The sequence below is a fragment of the Novipirellula herctigrandis genome (genome assembly GCA_007859835.1).
In the GTDB taxonomy this organism is placed as follows: Bacteria; Planctomycetota; Planctomycetia; order Pirellulales; family Pirellulaceae; genus Novipirellula_A; species Novipirellula_A herctigrandis.
The window spans coordinates 7,309,324-7,334,244 of record SJPJ01000001.1; the positions used below are offsets into that span (position 1 = coordinate 7,309,324).

Here is a 24,921-nt window from a genome sequence, read left to right on the forward strand (position 1 = left end):
TTGTCCATTTTCGTGTCCTGCGACGACAAGGACTTACCATTGGAGAGGCAACTTGGGATTTGCATGGTGACTCGATTGAGCGGCTTTATTCGGCGAAGGCCATTACTTCGCTTAGGCGACTGAAGCTAGGGAATGTGAGGCCATGGCAGCCTTGGGTGACAATTTTGATGAAGCGAATTTCGCGAACGGGGAATGAATGAACAACGTGATTCTTCTCGCCACGACTGCCCTTCTGAGCGCTGCCGATTTTCGCGAACGTCTTGCCGTCGGGTGAGACATGCAGTTCGTAGATTTCGTGGCTAGTACCAATCGCTCGTTCGTAGATGACGATACGACCGACCGCCGAGGGAGACTTCAGTTCGATCAGGATCTCGAGCGGTTTGGGTTGAGTGGGGAATCCGAGGAAGTGATCAAAGCGATCCGGAAAACCATTGGTCAGACGCTGGGGCCCGAAGTGCGGTTGCGATGCACCGTCCGAAGGCGTGACTTTGGCCCTGTATGCGACGTTGTCCTTTTGTGACTCCGGATCGGCGAATGGAGTTTCAGGGAGCTTGTAGTCCGCAATCTTTTCTAGGATCGGCAGGGTTTGTTTCTGGCGATTTTTATAGTCGGCGAAGTTACGCTCGCCTTCCCGATTCCAAGCGGCACTAGCGACGGCGGCAAGGCGTGGTAGGCATAGCGGGATTACGTTTTCTTCTCGGCCCTCCCACCATGGCATGCAGAATCCGAGAATTCCCTCGGCTGTTTTGGTTCGGTGCGGATTCTCGTATGTGGAAAAACGGTGGTCGATGTGGCCGAAACTTTGTATGTCCCAGTTGTAACAACGCTCAACATCCACTGCTGTAAACATGGTTCTTGGGTAATGGTCAACCACGTAAAGTGGGTTCCAGGCGGCATTCACAATTTCGTATCCGGCATCAAGCATTTGCTGCGCGGGAAAGTCGACGGTACGCCAGTTCATATGGACGACGTTTTCGGCGACCTTGTGCTTGCCTTCTCCTAGGTGCGGCCCTTCCCAGACAAGTGTGCGTTTGCCTTTGGCGTTTAAGAACGTATTCAGGCGATTGATCAAATCGCGTTGGTCGTTCATCGGCACGCCGCTCGCTTCGTCACCTCCGATATGAATGAAGGGAGTGGCCTTGAAAACGCTAAGAAGTTCGGCGAGGAGTGTTTCCAGGCCTCGCTGGGCCTTGGGTTTGGTCGCAAGATCGGTAGAAGTGTTTCCAAAGATCTCGGGATACTCTCGACGGAGAATACCGGAGTGACCTGGGGCTTCGAGCTCCGGAATGATCGTGACGCCGCGAGCTTGTGAATAGCTCTCGAGGGCGACAAAGTCATCCCATTCCCAGCCTGCGCGTGAACGATAGAGTTTGGGGAAGGCCTTTGATGGCCAACTAAAAAGTTGGTCGTCGGTCAGATGGAGTTGAAGGTAGTTTACTTTGTAGAACCACATCATATCGACAATGCGCCGAAGCGTCGCCGGCGAATGTGGGTTGCGCCCCATGTCGACCATGAAGCTACGGTAGGAGCAGTCCGGATGGTCATCGATCGTCATCGACGGCCAGGTGATTTCACCATTCTCGAGTGTGACGGTTTGTAGCAAGCTGGCTGCCGCATGGGCTGCTCCTTGGGAGGAGGCGGCGTTGATGGTCAGCTGATTGTCATTGCTATTGATGCTGTAGCCCGCCGGAGGGAGCGAACTGTCTCTAGCAAACACGACAACGGGATTCAGCGCAGGGTCCGTTGTGATTGTGACATTTTTCGCTCCGAGTTTCTCGAGCGCAGCGACAAAGGCGTCTACCTGGTCTTTGAATTCGAGAGTCTCGCAGCGGATGGAGTCTCCGGTGATGCTGTGTGCGCTATCGAGTTCAACGTTTTGCGGAGCAGGAACGATTTGTGCGGATGCGGTGGAAGCGATGAACAAAAGTAAAAGGAGGGAGCGAAGCATTTTTTTGTCATTTCGGTGGGAGCAGAATTTGTGTTCAGCTATTCGTTTATTGTGCCGTTTGTGGAGTCTTCGCGAGCAGTCGATTTGACTTATACGCAGCAATTTCGGGCACAAAAACAGTGCAGCATAACACGAAATGCGAGTGAGTGAGTGTTGCCGTGTATTTGTTAGCTGGCTGGCGTTTTGTGTTGCTGGTAATTTTCATGTGAGGCTGTTCCAGTAAGTAGACAGAGGTCATACTTCACCGAAAATGCGATTCAAATGGCTTGCGGCAGCGTCAACGAGCGGTGGTTGGCGGTGGTTTTGTGTCGTCTTTGGCGTCTGTCGTCAAGGCCGTCTTTGGGGAAGTGGCAAGGACTTCGACCCTTTAGGGGCTTCCACTGGGTCAATCTGTTAATCAGAATGCGGGTTGAACCATTTTGTCGAATGAATCTCAACGATTCGAAGACGGAATTGTTCAGGGGCGAAAAGTTCTCGCAATTCCGCCCTCCCTTAGATCTCTCCTGCCTTTCCTTCCCACCTTGATTCCCCTTCGCCACTGTTATGCAAATACACCCCGCCTTCTTGGCAATCGTTTCGCTATGTTTGCTTCTCAATCATTCGCATGCGGCCACGATCGTGGTTTCAACCGCAGGTGACGACAACGCCGCTGGTACTGCCGTAGCTCCTTTCCGCACGATCAGCCGAGCAGCTGAAATTGCAATGCCTGGTGATACGGTTTTCGTTACAGCGGGTACGTATCGTGAACGGGTTTCGCCACCGCGTGGTGGAGAGCCTAACAAGCCGATCATTTACCGCGGGGAAGAGCTGGGACGCGTCTTTATCAAAGGATCGGATCTTTGGCAGCCGAAGTGGACGAAGCATTCTGAGTTCGTCTACTATGCGGTACCGGATGAATCGATGTTTACCGACGATGCTTGTCTGGACAGCCCCAATCCGTTTCGCGTGGAGATGGCTTCAACGCCCCATGGTCGCAACGGAAAGCCAGAGAAGGAACGCTTTGGTTATGGCGATCCGACGCTCATTTACAATTGCGGGCAAGTAATTGTTGGTGACAAATTGCTTACCCAGATGCCTTTTTTGTCGGAGGTTGAGCAGCAGGCTGATACTTGGACATTCGATCCCGTTTCAGGCCGTATCTACATACACTTTGGTGGTCGTGCACCATCGCAACAGACGGTTGAAATCACGACTCGGCGGCGAGTTTTTGCCTCACATCGTTTGGGATTGGGGCATATCGTTATCGAAGGTTTTGTCTTGGAACATTGCGGAAATAACTACCCGACCAATTTTTGGAGTACGCCTATATGGGGCCAAGCGGGCGCCCTGGGTTTACGTGGTGGGCATCATTGGGTGGTGCGGAATAACATGATCCGCTATGCGAACACGATCGCGATCGATATTGGTTCTCGGGGCGGCAATAATGAATCGGCACCCTCGGCCAAAACGGAGCCTTTAACCGACGCGGATCTGGAGAAGTTTGGTTGTGACAATCGGATTGAATCCAACTACTTCGTCGACAATGGCGCCGCGGGGCTGATCGGATCTGGTAGTGAACGTATCGTGATTCGTGGCAATGTTATCCTGAGAAATAATTCGCTCGGTTTCGTTGGCAATAAGCGTTATGAACACGCTGGCATCAAGTGCCATGGGATCCGCGATGGTCTGATTGAAGGAAACTATGTTGCCGACAATCCGCTAAACGATGGTATTTGGTTGGACAATCAGTTCCCCAATACGCGAATTACGCGTAACGTGATCATCAACAACGGAGTCAAGGGCATCTTTTTGGAAATGAGCGACGAGGATTGGGATTCGGCTTTCGTTGACCACAATATTGTGCTTGGGAACGACTTGAATCAGTTCTATGTTCATGACGCCTCGGGTTCGACGGTCATGCATAATTTGTTTGCGAACAGCCCCGCGGAAAGTCGTAATGGTCAAGGGGCGTATATCTACCAAGTCACCGCAAGGACGCGGACCTATCACCACTCGCTTTTCAACAACCTTTTCGTCAATCACAAGGTGATGATGGATATTGACTATCCTTCGCATCGTGGTGGGCCTCAGCGACTGGATCATAACGTCTACGACACTTCAGCCGAGCAGCGTGTGTTTTTGGTCAATAGCTTTAGCGACAAGCCATCGCCTTGGAGCCCAGCGGAGTTTATCGACTTGGTGGACCGCGATTTGGGTCAATCGTCCACTGGTCGAGATTCACTCGATGGTGGCAATAAGGCGAATCTTACTTTCGATCAGTGGCGTGCCTTTTGGTTGAGCCACGGGCTTCGGAACGATGAGCATAGCGTGCTTGAAAAGGGGATGTCGGTTTCTTACGAGCCGAAGTCCCATGAGCTTACCGTGTTTGTTCCCTTTGATCCGAAAGTTGTTGGTAGCCAACCGTCTGAGGTTGTCGAGAAAGATTTTTGGTTGCGTCCGATTTCGAAAAGCGGAAATGCAAGTCCGGGGCCTTTTCAGAATTTGAAGCAGGGCATGAATGTTTTTCGTATCTGGGACGGATTGCCAATGTTGGGTACGGGGGATTTACCGGGGTCCAACTAGCGGGAATCTCGAGAATATTGCCGTTCATTATCGAGATTCGAGGGCTGTTTTCGTAGGCAACCGGCAGTAACTCAGTTGAGATCGTTGTGTAACAGAGCGATGCGGTCTGTCAAAGTCTCTGTCGAAGCCCCAGTGCCTAAAAGCCCCAGTGCCTAAAAGCCCCAGTGCCTAAAAGCCCCAGTACCTAGAATCCCGCCCCAAGCCCTATTTCAGACAAAATGCCAATCCTCCTCGTTTGTCAATGCTCACGTCTGTTTCAACCGATTTCCCGGACACTATTGGTTCTGCTGAACCTGTTCGTTGTGACGTCCTTGGGTGCGGTTGATTCCCGCAGTGTTGAGTCGAGTCCGATTAAGCCAAACGTCGTTCTGATTCTTGCGGATGATCTTGGGTACACTGACCTCGGTGTGATGGGAAGCGATTTGTATCAAACACCCAATATCGATGGTTTGGCGAGCCAAGGGCTGCGATTTACCAATGCCCATTCTTCACACCCCACTTGTTCGCCAAGTCGGACAGCGATCATGACCGGGAAGTACCCCGCTCGATTGGGGATTGTCGGGCATGGCGGCCGCGGTACGGTAACAGCCGGTGACGGTACGTTCATGCCGTGCGAAGAATATACGATGGCCGAAGCGTTAACGGACGCCGGATACACGACGTGCCACATCGGCAAATGGCATGTAGGGCATGAGGGCACGACTGGCCCAAAGGAGCAAGGTTTTCAGTTCGACATTGCCTCCAACGAATTCTGTTGTCCGGGCAGCTACATCTACCCCTATCGAAATAAGAAAAAGGCGGGCGTGCAGGCTGAAAATAGTGCCGTACCGGACCTTCAGGACCGTGGCCCAGACGACCACCTGACGGAATGTCTTGGCGACGAAGCGGTGAAGTTTATTAGCAGTCACAAGGATGAGCCTTTTTTTCTGAATTTGGCTTACTACGCCGTGCATACCCCCATCGAATCGGAACGTGACAAGGTCGCAAAATACAAGAAACTGATCACACCCGATTCGCGGCAACGCAATGCTGCCTACGCGGGACTCGTCGAGCACCTTGATGAAAGTGTTGGCCGAGTACTCAAAGCGATTCGTGACAACGGACTCGAACGCAATACGATTGTCATTTTCTTTAGCGACAATGGTGGCGAAGTCACGCATGGTGAAACCAGCAACTATCCGCTAAGAGATGGCAAGGTGTCGCAGTATCTCGGGGGCATACGTGTGCCGTTGATCGTGAAGTGGCCTGGGGTGACACCCGTCGGTGCGACGAGCGAGATTCCGGTGATTGGTCATGACCTTTACCCGTCGATATTACAGATGGTGGGGGCGCAGGGCGATACGAAGCACAACGCTCAAATCGATGGTGTCGACTTGACTGCTGTTTTCCAAGACCCCGCCTCGCAACTCGATCGTCAGGCTCTGCATTGGCTGCGCTATCCTGTTGTTTTCCACTATCGAAAAGGGGAGCGAAAACGGGGGCCTGTAGGCACGATCATCAAAGGCAATTGGAAGCTGATGGAATTCTTCCCGACTCCACACGGGCAAGACCGCAGCTTTGAACTTTACAATCTTCGTGAAGATATCTCCGAGCAAGAGAACGTGGCCGCTGCGAATCCTGAGTTAGTAACGGAGTTGCATCAGGAAATGATTCGATGGCGAGAATCCGTTGACGCTCCCGAGTATGAAATGGCCTTCAAGGAGTACGAGAAGATTCCGTAACGCCATTATTCTGGTGTTGATCCACGATCGATTTGGATGGCCATACTGTTGAATCGTAGTTTGACCTGAAAGCTGGATCCCAATCGACATCAAATCGCGATTCCCCTTTTACTGCAAAAGATATCTCATGCGTATATTTTCTTTGATTGTATGGCTATTCGGTTCGATCTTCGTTCCCGCATTTTCGGCCGCAATCGGTGCGGAGCCGACATCGTCACCACGTCAAATGGCTGTGCTGGGCAATGTTGTTAGTGTTACCGCAGACGACGCGAGTGTCACTTTGGCGTGCGATGATGGAGCGGTTGCTAGATTGACTTTAGTGGATGCCGGGGTGCTGCGACTGCAGGTTGCCCCGGATGGAGCGTTTGCCGAGTCGATGATGGTTCGCCTTGGCTATGTGAAAAGTGATTTGCCTCAGGTTGACTTTGATGTCAAGGATCAGGATGACCGAGTAACCATTTCGACAGATGCTCTGACGCTTTCGGTTGCCAAGACTCCGTTTTCATTGAGCGTGCTCGACAAGGATGGGAATCGAGTCGTCAAGGGCGATTCCAAGGAATCGGTTTCCTTTGGCGATGCGAATCAGTTGAAGTTCGACATGCCTGCTGACGAGCACTTTTTTGGGTTCGGCTTCATGCGTTCCACTCTCGACGCACGCGGGAAAAAGTTGACTTGGAAACGAGGCTATCGTTGGATGGAAGCCACGGTGCCTTTCTACTTGAGTACTCGCGGCTATGGTTTCTACTCTAACAATACTTGGGCGCACGAGTTTGACTTCACTAATGTCTCAGAGGATGTTGGCTCCTACCAAGTCAATTCCGTAGGTGGGCAAATTGATTGCTACTTCATTTACGGTCCTTCATTTCGTGAAATCCTAAAACGCTATGTTGATCTTACTGGGCATTCATGGTTAGTGCCAAAGTGGGCATTGGGTGCTGAGTATCGCGCGCGTTATTTGGAAAACCAAGCGAATCTATTGGAGATCGCACGGACCTATCGTGAAAAAGAGATTCCTTGCGACATCATGGCGCTCGAGCCTGGTTGGGAAGCGGTTCCGTACAAGATGAATTGGCATTGGAGTCCAGAGCGGTTTCCGGATTCGGATGCGATGATTGAAGAGCTCAAGGAAATGGGTTTTCAATTGGACCTTTGGGAATCGGGTGTCGCGCCGACGAGCAATCTGACGGACCCTGCGGTCCGTGATGCGTGGTATGACCAACGCCGCAAAGTAATCGACCAAGGCGTGCGGATGTTTAAACAAGATGATCCCTACCCACGTGGCATTAAGAGTACCGAGCTTCTCGAGGCGGTGTTTTCCAAGGAAGGTATTGCGGACGAACGATACGCGGCTGGCGAGCTCGTGAATATCTCGAACACCCTCTACACCGACACTCTCTTTTCCAAGTTCCGTGAGCAAACGGGCGAACGGGCGGTAGTGATGTTCCATGCCTACAATGCGTCGGTTGCGTCGCATCGGTGGCCGTTCCAGTGGGCTGGTGATTTTCAGGCAGGCAATGGGATGCTCAACGCCAGCCTTTCAGGGCATGCGATGGTTAGCTTTGATATTCGCAATCCTTATCCGGCGGGCTGGCACCAAGGTTTCTTTACGCCGTTTGCCGTTGTGGACAGTTGGGCGTATTGCCGCGAACCGTGGCTCTACTCCGATACGATGGAACAAAGTCATCGCAAATACGCATGCCTTCGTTCTCGTTTGTTGCCCTATTTCTATTCAACCTTGTGGCAGGCACGCGTTAGTGGCGTGCCGATGATGCGGCCGATGGTGCTTGACTATTACGCAGATGCCAACGTGCATCAGATGAAGTCCCAGTACATGTTTGGCGATTGGATTTTGGTTGCGTTGTCGGACGCTGAAGATGCCCCGCCAGACGAAAAAGTTGATTACTGGACGGGCGAAGACAAAGGTAGAAGTGGCAAAGTTTATTTGCCAAAAGGCAAGTGGATCGACTACTGGACGGGACGGGAATTGAACCTTGCCAAGTCGGCGTGGGTCTCCGGTTCGTGGCCGAAATACATGGGAGGCATGTTGTGGGTCAAATCGGGTGCAATCATCCCGATGGGCTGCGTAAAGAATTATGTCGGTGAGTCCGAGGATGAGTTGGTCACGCTTGACATTTATCCCGAGGGGATGACCGAATTCCGCCTCTACGAAGACGATGGGATTTCGTATGACTACGAAAAGGGCGTTCATGCGATCACGGATATTTCGTGCAAACAAGCCGATGATTCGGTCGGCATTGAAATTTCCGCGAGCCACGGAACTTATGAAGGGATGCCCACGCGGCGAAGCTATCTGCTTAAAATCCACTCCTTCGTTCAACCAAAAGAAGTAATGGTTGATGGTGTCGAATTGCCGTGGGCCAATGTTCCTTCTGACTTGGTGCGTGACGCCAATGCATACGGATGGAGTTACGATAAGACGGCCAAAAAAGTCATTGTCAAAGTGGATAAGGGATGGTCGTATGCGTCCGTTAGCGAAACGAACAACCCGCTTGCCACCATCCCACCGACGGCGAGACACGAGAAGATAGTCTGGATCGATGGTGCCAACATCCCTAACAAGGCTCGTTCGATCGTGTTGACGATGCCAACGAAAACGGTGCTTGAGTTGTCAAGTTCGTTGGCGACACTGCCTGCGGACAATTCGACAAGTTGTGAAGTTGTGGTCACGTCCGTTGACGGGTCGGATTTTGACGGTGTATGTGTCGCGGAAGTCGAAGGTCCGGCTTCGTTTCTCAATGGAAAGACGAGCACGACGCTTCGATTTGTGGATGGAAAAGCAAGTCTACAAGTGATTGCTGGAGCGACTCCGGGGCTCAGTCGAATCAAAGTGTCTGGCTCGACGATTGAAGACGCATTCATCGCGATTCCGGTACATGGTGAAGCTCGAAAGATTTCTCTTGATCCACCTAATTCCCCTTGGCTGGCTGGTGGTGGTCATGCAATTGAGGTTGTCGCCGAATTGTTTGATGACGAAGGTCGGCAGATCACGACTCTTGAATCACCCGTCGTTTTTCGCGTCACCAGGTCGGGCGAATCACAAGCCGAAGAGCATGCGGTTGCGATCATGGATGGACAGGGGAAATTGAGTGTGGTGTCATCGCTTGATCCTGAGCGATGTGAAATTGTAGCAAGCTTAGGTGGGCTAGAAAGTGAGCCGATTAGGATCGATTCGGTAGCAGGTGAGTTAGACGTTCGAGTGAACCCGCCTTTCGTCGTTCAGTTGCCTTCAGGGGGCGATTGGAAACCGAAACAAGTCAGTGTGTTTGTGAGTGTGCGAGCGGAGGGCGAATTGGTTTCGACCGCGGAACCGATCGTTACACTTACCATTCGCGATGCCGAAGGGACGGTTCTTAATACGCTCGAAAAGCAGGCCGTCGATGGTGAGGTGGAATTCAAAGACGTGCGTTACGAGACTCGCCCGGCGAAGTATCTGTTTGAGGTGAGTAGTCCTGGATTCGCACCGGTGGAAATGCGAGTCTTTCCCGAAAATTGGTCCGCGGAAAAGTAATAGGAAGACGAATGCATTCTCAAGGATCGGACAGCGGAAGCGCTCTCTACACGGCGTTGATTTCACTGGTTGCTGCGCTGGGCGGTTTGCTGTTCGGTTTCGATTGGGCTGTCATTTCAGGAACGGTTCCGTTTCTAGAGACCCATTTTGACTTGGACAGCTACGAACTAGGTGTGGCGGTCAGTAGTGCACTTTTCGGATGTATCATCGGCGTTTGTTTCGCTGGAACATTGAGCGATCGGTTCGGACGCAAACGTCCGTTGATCGGAGCGGCGATTCTGTTTGTCGTTTCAGCGTTGTTGACGGCACTAGCAACCAATCTATCGTTGTTCATCGCTGCACGCCTACTTGGAGGGATCGCAATTGGATTGTCGAGTCCCATTTCACCGATCTATATCGCCGAAATGGCGCCTGAGAAAAGACGCGGCGCGTTGGTCACGCTTTACCAATTTGCGATTACGTTTGGCATTGTGGCAGCATACGCATGCGACTGGCTTATCGCTGGGATGGGGGATGACGCTTGGGGGGCATCGCATGGATGGCGGTGGATGTTCGTGTCGGAAGTTCCGCCCGCGCTATTGTTTCTCGCAGCATTGTTTTTTGTCCCTGAGAGCCCACGCTGGTTAGCCAAGGAGGGGCTTGAGGATGACGCTCGAGAAATTCTCAGTCGAATCGGAGGCAGCGAGCACGCGGAGTACGAGCTTGGGAACATACGCGCTGCGTTGGAGCAGGAAGCAGGCAGTGTGACGCAGTTGTTTCAGCCAGGCCTTCGAAAGGCGCTTTGGATTGGGATTGGAATCATGATCTTTTCCCAAATCACAGGTAACTTTGCTGTGTTCACCTTTACTCCCAAGTTGTTGTTGCAAGCGGGTTTTAAAAGTTCATCGTCGGCGCTTCTCGGAATGGTAGCGATCGGTATCGTGAATATGTTGACGACGATCATTGCGATCTTGGTGATCGACCGATTGGGACGACGGCCGTTGTTGATGCTGGCACCCATCGGAATGAGCATCTGCATGGCCCTGATTGCGATTGGTTTGACGATGGCCAGTGCTTCGCCAATCGCGTTGCTCGGATTGATCCTTGGTTTCGTGTTCTTTTATGCAGTCGGCGTAGGTCCCGGCGCTTGGTTAATCATTTCCGAAATCTTTCCGACGCGATTGCGTGGTCGAGCAATGTCGATTTGTACGCTTTGCTTGTGGGTTGTGAATTTTCTAACGACTTTGGTGTTTCCGTCGCTTTGGGAATCGACCCAGGCAGGCACGTTTTGGTTGTTTGCGTTCACAAGTGCATCGCTTGCCATTTTCGTTTGGGCGATGTTGCCTGAGACCAAAGGCCGTTCGCTTGAAGAAATTGAATCGTTTTGGTCGCCCTAACAACAACGTAAATCTAACTCGTTCAATTTCCTTTAGCATTAAGAAGCCATGAATCAGAATCCCCTTACTTTTCCGAGTCAACTTGATCGTGTTCGCGATGGTGTGATGGCGCAACAAGAGACATTGCGTCAGGTCGCTTCGCATTATGCGGATGCAATTCAAAACGATGGTCTGATTCACGTTTATGCAAACGGTCATTCGCGTGTTTCCGTTGAAGAAATGGTCGTCAGAATGGGCGCCCTCACGGGGTTCCATCCTGTGCTGTCCCATTCGCTCGCTAACTTTACCGATGTTGTCGGTTCGGATGGATTGCGAGTTGCCCAGTCGATTGAAAAGTGCGAAGGGCTCGGTGCGGTGCTGCTCGATGAAATCGACGTCGGGGAGCACGATGTGTTCATTGCCATCAGTGCAACTGGTCAAACACAAGCCGCGGTGGACTTTGCGTTGGAGGCCTCACGCCGGTATCCCAGCCATCCACTGGTCTGTTTTGCGTCGCTTGAGCAGGCGAGTCAATCGCAGCCAAAACATAGCAGTGGCAAAACGCTTTATCATGTCGCCAACGAGCATCAGCCGGGCTATTTTCTTGATAATTGCATGCCGATGGGCGATTTGTCGACAACGATTGATGGCCAGACGGGGCAATATGCAGTCTGTCCGCTGAGTTCGATCGGATCTCTAACCTTGGTGCAATCGTTGAATGAACTCACGCTGCGTGAACTTGATTCGCGAGGCTACAAGCATACGGTGCTGCAAAACATGCACCTCGGCGGATATGGAGTCAATTATGACCAATGGCTTGCCGATCAGCGCAGACGCTATAGCAAGGCGATGTACAATCCGAATGCCGTGAAGCCTCAAAAATCGTAGCGTTAGTGTTTGACCATTATGATTCCACGTATTTATCTTATCACCGCTTCCACGGGCATCGGCGCCGAAACGGCACGGCAACTTGCAACACTTGGTCATCGGTTGTTCATTGTCAGCCGCAACCCGGTGAACGTGAACAACCTTGTCGATGAACTTCGTGGTTTGGGTGCGGAGGTGGAATCGGCCTATGGTGATTTGACCGACCCCAACGTTGGGCCTTTGGCGGTTTCAAAATGTGTGGACTGTTTTGGTCGAATTGATGGACTCTACAACGTCGCTGGTATTAGCGCACGAAAGTTCGGCGACGGTCCATTGCATGAGTGTACCGAGAAAGGATGGCAGAAAGTGCTCGACACGAATTTGACGACTCAATATCGAATGTGTCGCGAAGTGCTGCGTCAGATGCTCTCGCAAGAACCACACTCGGAAAACGCTCAACGCGGGGTGATTCTTAACATGGCTAGTATCCTGGGGATACATCCCGAGCCGAAGAACTTTTCGGCAATCGGTTATGCTGCGGCGAAAGGAGCGATCCTATCGATGACCCGTGCCTCGGCCGCTTTTTACGCCGAACAAAGGATTCGTATCAATGCAATCGCCCCCGCATTGGTCCAAACTCCCATGAGCGCGAGAGCATCAGAGAGCCCCGAAGTGCTTTCGTTTATTTCCAAAAAACAACCGCTTGTAGGCGGTGTCATCCCTGTCACGGATGCGGCGTCCGTGAGTGTTTTTCTGTTGTCTGATGCGTCGCGTGCCATGACGGGTGAAGTGCTCGAAGTGGACGCGGGGTGGAATCTTTGTTGAATCGAACTGAATGAATACGTACACGAAAAAGATCTCGGCACCAAAGCATTACGACGTGATCGTTGTCGGATCGGGGTCTGCTGGAGCCACCGCGACGATCGCTGCTGCACGTGCTGGTGCAAAGACACTCGTGCTCGAGCGTTTGCCGTTTCTTGGCGGGACCAGCACGGCGGTCCTCGACACGTTTTATGGTTTCTACACGCCGGGTGCTAGTTCTAAGAAAGTCGTTGGTGGAATCAGCGACGATGTCATGGAGCGGCTTCGTCATTATCGTTCTTGGCTCGAACGGCCGAATACTCACGGCGCGGGCACCGGAGTCACGTATCACCCTGAGTACTTGAAAGTCGTTTGGGAGGATTTGGTTCGCGAATCGAACGCTGACGTCTTGCTTAACGCTTGGGTTCAGGACGTTGAAGCAAATGGTAAGTCGGTCAAACAGGTGATTGTCGCTTCCAAGTTGGGCCTTCAATCTTTTTCCGCAGATGTCTTTGTGGATGCATCAGGCGATGCCGACCTATGTCATTTCGGCGGTTTCGACTACGAGTTGGCCGGTGACATTGATCCGGCTCAAACGCTTACGACGACATTTAAGCTTTGTAACGTGGATGTCGCGAAGCGAAAGACGATCAGCAAGGATGAGTTCCACGGTCTGATGGCGAAGGCAGCGGAATCGGGCCACTATGATTTGCCTCGCAAAGAAGGTAGCGATCACATCACGCCCGTGGACCATATGACCGCGACAATCATGACGCGTCTTCCATCCTTTTACAAACAGGGAGAGACCGTCGTCAACGCGACCGACCCTGAATTACTCTCTCAAGCCGAAATGGAAGGACGCAAGCAAGCGATTGAGTACATCCGCTTTTTACGTGACCGAGTTCCTGGTTACGAGCAGGCTCAGCTTTCTACGTTTGGCATGCAGATTGGCGTCCGTGAAACGCGACGAGTATACGGTGAGCATCGGCTCAGTCGCGACGAGGTTCTGTCAGCGACTCAGTTCGATGACCAAATTGGCCTGTGCGGTGCTCCGATTGAAGATCACCATGGTGGTGCCGATACGAAATGGGCCTACTTGCCAGATGGTCAATGCGTTGGGATTCCCTGGCGTACACTCGTTCCGAAAGCTTCCGAGAATCTACTCATCGCAGGACGTTGTTTTTCTGCAAGCCATGACGCGCATGCAAGCGTTCGATCGATGGCGCAGTGCATGTCGATGGGCCAGGCGGTTGGTACCGCTGCGGCATTGATGGCCCAAGAGAAGAAATCACCGCTTGAGATTCCGGTCAATCGAATCCAAGAGACCCTTCGTGCCAATGGAGCGATTCTCGAAACACCATGAGTACTCCCTACTATCTTGGAATTGATTGGGGCGGAACACGCATCAAGCTCGGCGCGGTTACGGGCGAAGCAGAATTTCTTGACCAAGAAATCTTTGAGTCGCCTCAAAATGCGGATATCGACGGCGTCGTTGACGGCCTCTTGGATTGGACGGATTCTTTTGTCAAACAGATTGGATTTCCGCCGCTCGGCATCGGACTTGGATTGACTGGCCCCGTCGATCCCGAACTTGGCGTTGTTCTATTGCCCGGAAAGGTCAAAGGACTCGAGAAGTATCCGATCGTGCCACGATTCAAAGAGCGGTTTGGGTTGCCTACGCGAGCACAGAACGATGGCGTGCTATCGATTTATGCTGAAAAGTATGCTGGCCAAGCGAAAAATGTCTGTTGGGCAGTTTCCGTCACCATTGGCACGGGCGTGGGGTCTGGGGTCATGCTAGACGGGAAGATCCTCGACGATCCCCATTTTATGTTCGGTAGCCAACTGAGCCATTTGGTCTTGGATGCATCGAATGATCAGCTGTGTTTAACCGGAGCACGTGGCACGGGCGAGATGCTTTGCTCGGCAACGGCATTGGTACTGGCCGTGCGAAGTGGATTGCAGCGAGGTATCCCTTCGACATTGACAGAGCCCTATTTTGCGGATCCTCAATCAATCGATTTTCGAATGATCATCGAGGACGGCGTTGCCAAACAAGATCGACTCTGTTGCGATGAATTGAGTCGTTGGACTCGCAAGGTTGGTTGGCTATTGGTCAATGCGGTTCACGCCTATTCACCTGAAATGATTGTCTTAAGCGGCGGAGCCACCTTGGCATCGAACTATTTCCTTGCGGATGTTCAAGAACACGTTAACACTCACATTTTTCGTTACCCACCGGGACAAGGTGTTCCGATTGTTGTCTCTGAAATCGCCGAACACGCCGGGGTGCTTGGCGCAGCAATGATGATGAAAGTCTACTTAGGAAATCTGTAATGCATGAATGGTCGCAACTTTCGTCGGATGAAGTCGCTGCGCTCGATCGTAATCTACCCGTCATTTTGCCGATTGGGTTAGTCGAGGCACATGGACCGCATCTAGCAACATCGGTCGACATGGATACGGCAGCTTACTTTGCGCGTCGTACAGCGGAAAACACTGGAGCCATCTTATTGCCAATGTTGCCTTACGGTTTTGCTGACGAGATGGCCGAATACGTTGGCACGCTTGGCGTCCGAGCCGAAACGATGTCGCGTATTATCGACGATCTGTCCTGCCGACTTTGCTCTCACGGATTCAAACGCCAAATCTTCCTAAGCGGCCACGGTGCGAACAAATTGCCCACCGAGATGGCTTTTTACCGCATCTGGGAAACGTATCCAGATTTGCAGGCCGTCTATTGGAACTATTGGACCGAGGCCGGCTTGACCAATATCTCTCATGCGGACAAAGGCGAAACCGAAATTGCTTTGGCTGTTGGTACCAAGTCGCACATGGACCGCGTTAAAGACTTTAAGGTCAAAAAGCCCTGGTATCGCATACGGTCGCGTGCTGAGATTTGTCCGGGGACTGGCGGAATTAACGGATCGCCAAGCGAGGCCGTTTTCAGTGAGGGCGAACGCATGCGAGAAGACATCGTTCGAATTCTAACCGAGAAGGTCTCGGCAATCATCCGTAGCGCCGAGTGAATGGAACACCCGACGCTAGATCGATGATGGTTCAACATGCCTATTCGGCCACGCTGAACCCGCCCTCCAAATGAATGCTCGTCGACGAACTGCCGATGCGTACGGTGAAGTCGCCAGGTTCCACGACGCGACGCATTTCGCGGTCGAGCAGCTGCATGTCGCTCTCTTCGAGTTGAAACGAGATCGTTTTTGACTCACCTGCTTTTAGCGAAACACGTTCAAACCCTCGCAGCATCGTATCGTAGGTAGTCACGCTACTGAAATTATCGCGTAGATAGAGCTGTGCAATCTCATCACCATCGCGGTCGCCTGTATTAGTGATTTGACAATTTACTCGAACCGCGTCGCCAGGGGTGATGACGGCTGGCGAGATTTCGAGATCGCTGTACTCAAAGGTTGTGTAGCTCAACCCGTACCCGAACGGGTACAATTCACCGGTGATCCGTGAGTTGCCGACGCCATTAGGGTCACCGTTTCGTCCCTGTTCCGCTTGACTTCCCGGCTTGAAGGGGAAGTTGTGAGGAACCTGACCGACGGTACGTGGAAAGGTCACCGGAAGCTTGCCGCCGGGGTTGTAATTTCCGAATAGGACATCGCCCACCGCCCGCCCGCACCATTCGCCCGGGAACCAAGCCTCGACGATGGCAGGCACATAGCGATCGATCCAATTGATCGTTAACGCTCGACCGTTGATGAGCACAACGACCACTGGTTTTCCGGTAGCATGAAGCGCTTGGACGAGCTCTCGTTGATACCCGGTGAGGTTTAGATCGGTGCGGCTAACGCCTTCGCCAACGGTTTTCTCTGACTCGCCAAGTACGGCAACTACCACTTCTGCATTCTTCGCCATCTCGACTGCCTCCGCAATCATCTCCGCATCTTTACCGCTTGGTGGCTCGGGGAAGATTTCTGATTCCGGCCAACGGTCGTCGAAAATCTCGCACCCCTTGGCGTAGTGCACTTGTGTCTCTTTGGACACTGCTTGGCGGATTCCATCGAGCACCGAAATCACTTCACCTCCGGTCGGTCCATAGCGGCTGACACTGTGTTCAATGGCGGTTGCATTCGGGCCACACACGAGGATCGAGCCACAGTTTTTCGAAAGCGGCAAGAGATCATTTTGGTTCTTTAACAACACCATCGATTCTTGTGCGGCTCGAAGAGCGATGTCGCGGTGCGTCTTGTTTCGGATTGCGCCGTCCGCTTGTTGGGGATCCCTTCGAAGAGGCGTATCAAACAAGCCAACCGTGAATTTCACACGTAGTACGTCTCGAACACGGTCGTCAATCAGATCCATGTCGATATCGCCATCAGCGATCAGCTCGCGCAGCGGACCGACGAAGTTCTCTGGTGCGTTGAATTCGGTACGGACGTTGCCGCCGCCCTCAAGAAATTGTTTGACAGCCTCTTTCGCTGATCTTGCAACACGATGCTTGGAGTGCAGGAATTTCACTGCATCGCTATCGGAAACGACGTACCCTTTGAAACCGAATTCGTCTCGCAACAGGTCAATCATCATGTACTGGCTGCCCGAAACAGGAACCCCGTCATAGTCGTTGTAGGAGCTCATGATTCCCATCACCCCGACTTTGCGAACCACTTGTTCAAAGGGGTGCAGGAACATTTGACGCATCTCTCGTGGCGCCACGTGCGGGTCCGTGCGAGCTTGGCCGTCACGGCCACCTTTGGGAATGCTGTAGACAGCATAATGTTTTGGTGATGACGTGATTCCGACGCTCTGAATTGCTTTTGCTTGCTCGATACCAAGCGTTGCCACCAACACCGGGTCTTCGCCGTAACATTCAACCACGCGGCCCCAGCGTGGGTCACGAGCCAGATCAAGAATCGGCGAGTAAAGATTGGTGTACCCGAGAGATTTTCCTTCGGTAGCGGTTACCTTCCCGATTTGTGCAACCAGCTCTTTGTCCCACGTCGCCCCAATGCCTACTTGGGCGGGGAAGTTCGTCGCGCGATGGTGGCATAGCCCACGAATTCCCTCATTAGTAAAGTCAACCGGTATGCCGAGCCGCGTTTCTTCCACGAACCATCGTTGCACTTCATTTAACGCTCGCACATGGGACGAAGGAGGCCATACATATTTGCTTTCCTTCTTGTTTTGATGGCCAGCAATTCCATTGATGTGCTCGTCGATATTCGCCAATCCATCTTTCCAAACTTTGCTCTTCCATGCCGCAGTTGGCAAGTCGTCCTTAACCACGCGGTTGTAGCCGTACAGAGTGACAAGCTGGCACGTCTTCTCATCGACGTTCATCTGTGCAAGCAGATCTTCAATGCGATCCTCGATCGTGGCCTGAGAATTTTCGTACACATCCTTTTTGCCGTTCTTGTTGAAATCGATCCAAGTGTCGTGATAAAGCTCTGCGTTAATTTGGCTCAGGACAACGTCGTTGTCATACGGTTGGGCATGAGCCAGCGCCGGCATGCCTAGCAAAGTCAGGACTGAAAAAATGATTAGGTTTCGCATGTCAGTTTAGTCGTGCAGTTGATCGTAGTGAAATAGGATCAAGGGGCGATTTGTGCTCCGTTGAAATGAGAACCAGAGTTTATCAAATTTGAGACTCGTCTGTATCGGGTTTGTGAAATTTGACTGGGCAAATTAGACCGACTCAGTGATCCAATTTCAACGCGACGAGCTGCTTAACGCACTCGTGTGTAGCGCATGAGGGCAAACGAAGCCAGCGAGTTTTTGGAGTGGTTTTCTTCAAAATATTCTCACATCCGATAGAGTAGCTGAATTTGCGGTTATTGGTTTCAGTACAATGGCGTTTCGCATAATGACCCGGTGTCACCGACGCTAATACACTCGTTGGAAAAATTGACTCGGATCGAATCACTGCCTGCAACAAATAAGTCCAATATCGTGAACCGAATTCCTACTTTCGTTATCGCCGTAATTACAATTTTCGTTGCGGGGGCGGCAAATTGTCACGCTAATGACTCATCTAAAGTCACCCTCTGGTATGACCGTCCAGCGGTGAGTTGGTCCGAATCGCTGCCGATCGGCAATGGGCGATGGGGCGCGATGATGCACGGTGATCCCGCAGCCGATGTCTTCTACTTAAACGAAGAAACGGTCTGGTCGGGCGGACCTCATGATTACACAAATGTCGGATCGCATCAGTACTTGGAACCACTCCGGAAATTGATCCGAGAGGAAAAATACGACGAAGCCGCTGAATTTGGTGCCGCTCACTCATTGGGTGTACCACGTAAACAGCAGGGTTACCAGAATCTTGGAAAATTGCACCTCGAATGCCAAGGACATGACTCCTATTCGGACTACCGACGTCAACTGGATTTGAGCACTGGTCTAGTCGAAATCAAATACAAGGTTGGTGGTGCCACATTCACTCGCCAGATTCTCGCGTCGCACCCAGACGACGTGATTGCGATTCGTTTAAGTTGCGACCAACCAGGCAAAATTTCGTTTACAACGTTCTTCTCGACCGAGCATACGCCACAGAATCGTCAGCATGTAGGAACGAACGGTTTAAACATCACGGGAACTTCTTCCAGTCGGAACGGAATTGAAGGCAAGATCCATTTTGAAAGTCAGATCCAGGTTTCAACCGAAGGCGGGTCGGTCTCGACTGACGAGAACAGGTTGAGTGTTACGGGCGCAGACGCCGCGACGCTCGTCCTGGTCGCCGCTACGAACTATGTTGATTATCAAGACGTCTCTGGGGATCCTCAGTCGCGCTGTGCGGATTGCCTTTCCAAAATCCAACAAAGTTCATTTGCCGATCTCAAGAAACGTCACATTGCGGACCATCGTGGACTTTTTAACCGACTGAGTCTCGACCTCGGTGGCACTGAATCCGATGCCTCGATTCCTACCGATCGATTGATACAGAAGATGTTAGCCGGAGAGCATTCGGCGCTCCTCGAAGAACAGCTCTTTCAGTTTGCCCGCTATTTGAGCATCGCCGGCGCCCGTCCCGGCACTCAACCGCTCAACCTCGTCGGCATATGGGCCGAGGGGCTCAGTGCGCCCTGGGGCGGTAAATGGACACTAAATATCAACGCAGAACTCAATACGTGGCCTACCGAAACAACGAACCTTGCCGAGTGCCATGAGCCTCTGCTGGCACTTATCGAAGACGTCCGCGTCACAGGAAGAAAAGTTGCCCGCGAGCACTACAAGTGTGGCGGGTTTGTTGTGCATCACAATACGGACTTGTGGCGCGGGGCAGCGCCGGTCGACACTTCGATCCACGGCCTTTGGACATTGGGTGGCGCATGGTTATCTCGACATATTTGGGAACACTATGATTTTTCTCGCGATGTCGAATTCCTGCGCAAGTCCTATCCAACGATGCGCGAGGCGGCTGAGTTCTTCGTCGACTACCTAACGCAGGACAAGGATGGTTATCTTTCAACCTGCCCCGCGATTTCCTTTGAGCAGACATTCATCTTGGCCGATGGTAGAAAAGGGCGACTGACCTATGGCCCGACGATGGACAACCAAATTCTGTATGACTTGTTCAGCAACTGTATCGCGGCGACCAAGGTCCTTGATATCGATCCGGATTTCCGCGAGCAACTCGGTGCGATTCGCTCGAAACTGCGGCCAACAAAGATTGATTCAAAAACGGGTCGGTTGATGGAATGGGCTTTTCCCGCGGAGCAAACAGTCGTTAGTGGCCAGACTGCTCCGTTGTGGGCAATCAGTCCGGGGCGAGCAATCACGCCGCACGACACACCCGAACTCGCCGCTGCGGCCGTCAAACATCTTGTCTATACGATTCCCAAGATTCCCGTTTACCAACGGGGTGGCAGTTGGATTACAGGTACCTTACTAAACGAATGGGCTCGGCTCGGAGAACCAGAGCAGGCTTACAAGACGATCCACAAAGCGATCACGCAGTATCTCTATCCGAACCTCATGATGCACTTCTACACCCAGAAGTACTTTCAGATTGACGGTAACATGGGGACTTGTGCTGGCATGACAGAAATGCTGATGCAAAGTCACCGGCTTAGCGACAGCGGACAGCCCATTGTCGACCTGCTTCCTGCCCTGCCCCAAGCATGGCCCACAGGTTCGGTTTCGGGGCTTTGCGGCCGCGGTGCCTTCGTTTTTGACCTGCAGTGGCGAAATGGCAAACTGTTGCAAGTGGACGTCACATCGTTAAAAGGGACGCCACTGACGATGTGCTACGATGGCAAAGCCATTGTCTTGGAAACCGAAGCCAACCAGAAGTATCACTTCGACGGGAATCTCTCTCGTTAGGAGTACAAACTCCAGTGATTCAGCATGAGCTGAGCTGCTATCAAAATCGTTGCCAACGGTGGTCACAAAACGCAATAGCTTTTCGGATAACCCCTTCCTTACTGCTAAAAAGAAAGCGTCAGACAGGAACTCTGTCTCACGCGATGGAGTGATCGAATGCGTTTACTTAAGGGGCATGCTCGACCATGACAGTGCTTTGATCGTTCCGTTCCCCTTTAATCGTTCGCGCAAAGCCTTTTGCACGGTTGCGATTGCAGTATTTTGCAGCGGAGTGTCTATCGTCTGCGTTCTTCGCTGGGCAGACGAAAAATTTCGACCAGTTTACCGATCGGGCCACCAATCGCTGCGAAATGAATTCCATCAGGTGAGAAAGCAACATATTTTACATAGCCACTGTCGCCCATTTGAAACTTGCGGAGCGGCATGCCGCTTTGCGTATTCCAAAGCTTGACGTGCTCTCGGCAGCCGGTAATTAGGCGTTTGCCGCCTGGTGAAAAGGCTGCGGACCATGCAATCTCGTTCCCTTCACCCATGGCGGGCTGCTTTCCGGATTGCGTTTCAAAGTAATGAACGTCGTAAGTCCGGCCGGCCGAGATCAAGCTTCCGCGGGGTGAGATCGCTGCAAATTGGCCGCTTCCACTTGATAGCGGCATGCGCTGGATGATTTTGCGGCTTTGCACGTCAATCACTGCCGCCATTCGTCCATCGGTGATTAGAATGTGTCCGCCGTAACGGCTGAACCGGGCAGCTCCGCTGGAACTAAATTGGAAGCCTTTGTATCGCGCCAGCACTTCACCTGACACCATATCCCACAGGCAGGCAATGTCGGCGGAGTGAATGGTGATGACATGCTTATTGTCGGGCGATGCAACGATCGATTTGATCTCTCCGCGATGGATTGAAAAATGATTCTCCGGCTTCAAAGTCCCCTTGCCGTCAAATTGCCATACCAGCACCTCGCCGTTGAATGACCCCGCAAAGAGCCGCTTACCATCTGCAGAAAACGCGACGGCGGATCGATTGTCGCTACCGATATCGTAAGCGGATTTTGTCGACGCATTGATGTCTATGAGGGTCAGGTTATCGCTGCCAAGCGTAGCCAAGTATGCACCATCATTCGAAAACGCTAGTCCCTTGTAGCCCCAGGAATCCGAGCGAAATTGGCGAATGGATCCCGATGCTGATGGGGAATCGGTGACAATGGTCGCCATCACCACCGCCGGCGATCCTGCGGCGTGCGATTCTCGATTTCCCGCTTGCTCGTTACCCGTCGTCTCTGCCTCGTCCCCCTCGGTGGATGGGCTTGTCTCTGGCAACAGCGCTTTGACGTGTGTAGCGTGCTCAGGAAGGGAAGCAATGTAGGTGAGGTCCTTGACGCTAAGGCGTCCGAGCGGGACCGCAGTTACTTGACCGTTTGTTTTCTCTAAGTAAGCCTTCCCGTCGCGAACGGTAACAAGCTCGGCATCCACTTTGAATTTTCCAGTGCGGTCAGTCCATGTTCGAGCCAGTGCGTTAGGCACGAAGCCCAGCAGGATCGCGCAGGCGAATGAAAATGTTCGGACCAGGCGGTTGAATGTCATTTGTTTGGATCGAACTTGTTCAGGCTGGTGGATTGGGGGGCATCTTTGACGTTTTCGAACTCTAAATCGTCGGTAGCGACGGAACGCGTTGTTGACGGCGATAGCGAATCCGAATTCATGAATGCATTGGCTCTTTCCTTCGCTCGTGATTCCTCGCGTTCTAGCCTTGCTTGCTGTTCCTGCTTTAGCTCCGCCTGATCGACTAGCTTGTAATTGAATTTAATGGGAATGCGAATCGTCAGGTTATCTTGATTCAGTGTAATCGTTGCTTCGTAGTTCATGTGCAGCATCCGGCCAGCGTTCGGGTCGAACATCCCTTTTCCGGATCCGCTGATGACAAGAGGTGGTTCGTCCTTAGCTTCGCCATCGATGCGCAGCAAGTATGTCTTTGTCACATCGATACCGTCGGGGCCAGGCTTTCCAAAAGCGATGGTTGTTGATTCGGTTCCGAGCAGCATTGGCGAGTTTTCAGGTGGCGGCGATTGTGACCGCATCCAAGGCGGACGTCTTCTTGATGCAAAACCGCCGAACCCATAGCGATCCAGTCCCGAGGATCGGGTTTGGGCGGTCCGTTGTTGGAATACGATCAGACGGCTGGTGGCGGTGCGTCCGGGCGCCGAATTCGGCAGCATCTCAATCCCCACCTGGCCTGCGTTTTCAATCATCAACGGTAACATTGCGTGTTCATCATGGTGAAGTACTTGTCCGGACGGATCGATTTGAATTTTTCCGTCATAGTTCTCGTGGCGCAATGAAGGTGACTGAAACACACCCGGAGTGGGCAGCGTCGACTCATACCAATAACAGCCGTAATCGAGTTCGTAGGGGGATTCCATCCCGGCGCCGTTGGGGCCAAAGCTGAGCTTCAATAGAGCGGTCGCTGGGCTCACCAAATCAATGATGTCTGGCGCTGACATGGCAGTTGCCTGATCTTCTAGCACCACGGGAATGTTCAGCTCCTTCGCAATCTCAATCACCTTATTCGATGGGATTGCGAAACCGACTTCGGAGATGCCCTCACCTGCAAGTAGTGAGCTGGTGACGCCAACGAGTCGTCCAGCATCATCGACAAGCGGTCCTCCGCTGTTCCCGGGGTTGATCGTCGCGTCGATTTGAAGCCCATCCGCCCCATCGGGGCCGCCACGTCCAGACACCTCCCCCTTGGTCACTTTAATGGATTCTCCTAACACATCCGACAGCGGGTATCCTAATGCTCGGACTTCCTGAGCCAATCGAACTTGGTCCGAGTTCGCCAACTTTAGGTAGGGCAGGTCATCCTTGTTGAGACGTAGTACCGCAAGATCGTTCTCAAAGTCTAGCTTGATCACCGTCGCACTAAGCTCCGAGTCTCCGATGGTTGCTTGTATGCTCGTTGCGCCCTGTACCACGTGTGCACAGGTCACAATGATTCCTTGTGGATGGATGACAAACCCAGTACCGCTACCTTCATCGACTTCATCATCCGTTGCGGTGATGGTTGGGCGATTCCCAGTTCCCTGAAGCGAGTTGCGGCCTCTGTATTTGAGCTTCTTCGTTCCCACCTCAGCTTCGATCTCGAAACCGTAAACCAACTTCTTTGTTGGATCAAAAGAATACTTGAGAGCGGATTCCACATGATCGAGTGCGGTGGGAACTTCTGGACCTAAAGAAGCAAGATCTGCAATCAAATGGAGTTGCATTGCCTTGGACTTGGAAAAATGATTGCCAAGATCGCTTGCGCGATCGTCGTCTGCAATTGGAGAGGACTCGTGTTCAAGTTCTTCTGCAACGGTCGGCTCGACCTCTGCAGCGACAGCAACAATGTTCTCTTCAATTTGCGGGATGGCCTGCTGGGCAACAAAAGGGTGAGTCGGAGATTGCGGCTTTTGTTCAGTCGTGACGAAAACATCGCGGTAGAAATACCAACCAGCGAACGATAGCAGGGTCAAACTGAGCAAGGCGAATAAAAGTAGACCAGAAAAAACAAGAAACAGGACAACCTTACGATCGTCGCGATTGGCTTCGCTTCTCATTCTTATTCTCTGCTTTGATGCCCCGGGTATGGAAGTCGACCACGTCTCGTCTGGCCAATAGGTTAGCAGATCCTAGCCATCCTTGCTTGGCATGCCAGCGATAAGCTCTTGGCATGCCAGCGATAAGCTCTTGGCATGCCAGCGATAAGCCACTTCGGTCGACTTCGTGGCGCGGGTCCGCGAGAGAATTACTCCAATGCTTTTAAACGCACTTAGCAGGAAGGCCAGTGTGACCATCTTTGAATTCGGTGTAGTCCAGAAAC

At 52.3% G+C, this 24,921-nt stretch carries 15 protein-coding genes; 10 read left to right on the forward strand and 5 right to left on the reverse strand.

What is annotated here, in order from left to right; translation table 11 throughout:
• Positions 1–85: 85 nt before the first annotated feature.
• Entirely contained in the window at positions 86–1,948 is a 1,863-nt protein-coding gene (locus CA13_RS26635; RefSeq protein WP_146401881.1) for a family 20 glycosylhydrolase, read from the reverse strand.
• 543 nt (positions 1,949–2,491) lie between these two features.
• Between CA13_RS26635 and CA13_RS26640 the strand changes: the two genes are divergently transcribed.
• The 9 genes from CA13_RS26640 (at position 2,492) to CA13_RS26680 (ending at position 15,812) form a co-directional block, all read left to right on the forward strand.
• Complete coding sequence (locus CA13_RS26640; RefSeq protein WP_419194865.1) at positions 2,492–4,510, forward strand: right-handed parallel beta-helix repeat-containing protein; 2,019 nt, start codon at positions 2,492–2,494, stop codon at positions 4,508–4,510.
• Positions 4,511–4,728: 218 nt separating this feature from the next.
• Entirely contained in the window at positions 4,729–6,231 is a 1,503-nt protein-coding gene (locus CA13_RS26645) for a sulfatase (protein ID WP_146401883.1), read from the forward strand.
• Between the two features lie 127 nt (positions 6,232–6,358).
• The gene (locus tag CA13_RS26650; protein WP_146401885.1) at positions 6,359–9,760 is read left to right on the forward strand and encodes a glycoside hydrolase family 31 protein; all 3,402 of its coding nucleotides are present in this window, start codon (positions 6,359–6,361) and stop codon (positions 9,758–9,760) included.
• An 11-nt stretch (positions 9,761–9,771) separates the two neighbouring features.
• Positions 9,772–11,136 carry a sugar porter family MFS transporter gene (locus tag CA13_RS26655; RefSeq protein ID WP_146401887.1) on the forward strand — a complete coding sequence of 455 codons (1,365 nt, stop codon included), beginning with the start codon at positions 9,772–9,774 and terminating at the stop codon, positions 11,134–11,136.
• A gap of 48 nt (positions 11,137–11,184) precedes the next feature.
• Entirely contained in the window at positions 11,185–12,003 is an 819-nt protein-coding gene (locus CA13_RS26660; protein ID WP_146401889.1) for a sugar isomerase domain-containing protein, read from the forward strand.
• An 18-nt stretch (positions 12,004–12,021) separates the two neighbouring features.
• Positions 12,022–12,807, forward strand: coding sequence for an SDR family NAD(P)-dependent oxidoreductase (locus CA13_RS26665; RefSeq protein WP_146401891.1), 786 nt, complete (start codon positions 12,022–12,024; stop codon positions 12,805–12,807).
• Positions 12,808–12,817: 10 nt separating this feature from the next.
• Complete coding sequence (locus CA13_RS26670; RefSeq protein ID WP_146401893.1) at positions 12,818–14,146, forward strand: FAD-dependent oxidoreductase; 1,329 nt, start codon at positions 12,818–12,820, stop codon at positions 14,144–14,146.
• Positions 14,143–15,120, forward strand: a complete 978-nt coding sequence (locus tag CA13_RS26675; protein ID WP_146401895.1) for an ROK family protein — start codon at positions 14,143–14,145, stop codon at positions 15,118–15,120. Before CA13_RS26670 ends, CA13_RS26675 begins: the two co-directional genes overlap by 4 nt.
• Positions 15,120–15,812 (forward strand): creatininase family protein, encoded by a 693-nt coding sequence (locus tag CA13_RS26680; RefSeq protein WP_146401897.1) that lies wholly within the window; start codon positions 15,120–15,122, stop codon positions 15,810–15,812. Before CA13_RS26675 ends, CA13_RS26680 begins: the two co-directional genes overlap by 1 nt.
• Before the next feature lie 40 nt (positions 15,813–15,852).
• Here CA13_RS26680 and CA13_RS26685 read toward each other — a convergent pair whose 3' ends face one another.
• Positions 15,853–18,297 carry a glycoside hydrolase family 3 C-terminal domain-containing protein gene (locus tag CA13_RS26685; RefSeq protein ID WP_419194866.1) on the reverse strand — a complete coding sequence of 815 codons (2,445 nt, stop codon included), beginning with the start codon at positions 18,295–18,297 and terminating at the stop codon, positions 15,853–15,855.
• A 396-nt stretch (positions 18,298–18,693) separates the two neighbouring features.
• Here CA13_RS26685 and CA13_RS26690 point away from each other — a divergent pair, with 396 nt between their 5' ends.
• On the forward strand, positions 18,694–21,066 hold the full coding sequence (locus CA13_RS26690; RefSeq protein ID WP_419194867.1) for a glycoside hydrolase family 95 protein: 2,373 nt from the start codon (positions 18,694–18,696) through the stop codon (positions 21,064–21,066).
• Between the two features lie 275 nt (positions 21,067–21,341).
• Here the strand turns inward: CA13_RS26690 and CA13_RS26695 are convergent, their stop codons facing one another.
• The 3 genes from CA13_RS26695 to CA13_RS35705 form a co-directional block, all read right to left on the reverse strand.
• A complete protein-coding gene (locus CA13_RS26695) occupies positions 21,342–22,646 on the reverse strand; it encodes an SHD1 domain-containing protein (protein ID WP_146401901.1) in 1,305 nt (434 codons plus the stop codon).
• The gene (locus CA13_RS26700; RefSeq protein WP_146401903.1) at positions 22,643–24,658 is read right to left on the reverse strand and encodes a S1C family serine protease; all 2,016 of its coding nucleotides are present in this window, start codon (positions 24,656–24,658) and stop codon (positions 22,643–22,645) included. The genes CA13_RS26695 and CA13_RS26700 overlap by 4 nt, the downstream gene beginning before the upstream one ends.
• 72 nt (positions 24,659–24,730) lie before the next feature.
• Positions 24,731–24,895 (reverse strand): hypothetical protein, encoded by a 165-nt coding sequence (locus tag CA13_RS35705; RefSeq protein WP_419194868.1) that lies wholly within the window; start codon positions 24,893–24,895, stop codon positions 24,731–24,733.
• Between the last annotated feature and the right edge of the window lie 26 nt (positions 24,896–24,921).